Source organism: Aeromonas sp. HMWF015, from assembly GCF_963878965.1.
GTDB lineage: Bacteria > Pseudomonadota > Gammaproteobacteria > Enterobacterales > Aeromonadaceae > Aeromonas > Aeromonas veronii.
In genome coordinates, this window is record NZ_CAWNZT010000072.1 from 1 (window position 1) to 1,115 (window position 1,115).

The 1,115-nt window shown below is 49.2% G+C and carries 1 protein-coding gene; it reads left to right on the forward strand.

Going from position 1 to position 1,115, the window contains the following annotated elements; translation table 11 throughout:
* Nucleotides 1-599: 599 nt before the first annotated feature.
* A partial coding sequence (locus AACS18_RS03065) for a LysR family transcriptional regulator (RefSeq protein ID WP_146184740.1) occupies nt 600-1,115 on the forward strand: 516 nt, incomplete at its 3' end.

The window sequence follows — 1,115 nt, forward strand, 5'->3', positions numbered from 1 at the left end:
TTTTAACTTTTTTCCCCAGTAAAAACAAGCACTAAGAGCTATCCACTCGAGACCTTTAAAGAGCAATTGCATATTTGCTGCGATAAATTTGTTATTAACATTTAAATCAATGGTGGAAATAGTCATCACTCTCTGTCACAAAGCTTCCATTAATTAACCAAGCGGATGGATAAACAGCCAAAAAAACGCCAAAACGGACAAAAATAGTTCACTAAGGCGGAATTGATATACCCCAAATTCATTTTTCAACAGGCAATGAGCAAAACCCGAATATATGATCTGCATCACATTGGCTGTGGATGGCAAACCACCCCGGCTGAGTACGCAGAGCAACCCAGATTCCTTCCATCAGATTGCAATATCGGCCTTCGCCCGCGGTTATAGCGGAACAAATCAGGAAATATGGCAAACATCACTGCCGCAGTACCATTTGGCATCGTGCCGAAATAATCACCAGCTCGGGGAAACTAAGATGACGGGCGGGTGGAGAACTGGTATCAACAGAAATCGAATCCAGATCAATTAAACGCTGAATTACCCTTGCCAACCCGGAACGCTCTTTTTATGGTTGCTCCCTTGTTACACCCAGAACAGCGTTTATGAAGCACATCGAAGAGTTCTACCTGTTCGTCAAGGTGGTGCAAGAGGGAGGATTCTCCCACGCTGCAGCCGCACTGGGCATGCCAACAGGCACCATCAGTCGACGCATTTCCCAGCTGGAAGAGCAACTGGGTTGCTCCCTGCTACATCGCTCTACCCGCAAGCTCCGCCTTACCGATGATGGCCTCAGATACTACGAACGTCTCTGCACGCCACTCGCACAAATCGAGCAGGCCACCAGCGAGATCCAGGGTCAAGAGGCCGACATCACCGGGCTTATCCGGATAGCTGCGCCGATCGCACTCTCCAACACCATCCTCATCGATATGCTGGCCGAATTCGGGCTGCACTATCCCGAGGTACAGTTCGATATCACCCAGACCAATGATCACCAGCACCTGTTCGACAATGATCGGGATCTGGTGTTCTTCAACGGTGAGCTGCCCCAGTCACTGCCCAATGCGATCTGTCTCGGCCATATCGAGTACGGCCTGTTTGCCTCACCACTCTATTTG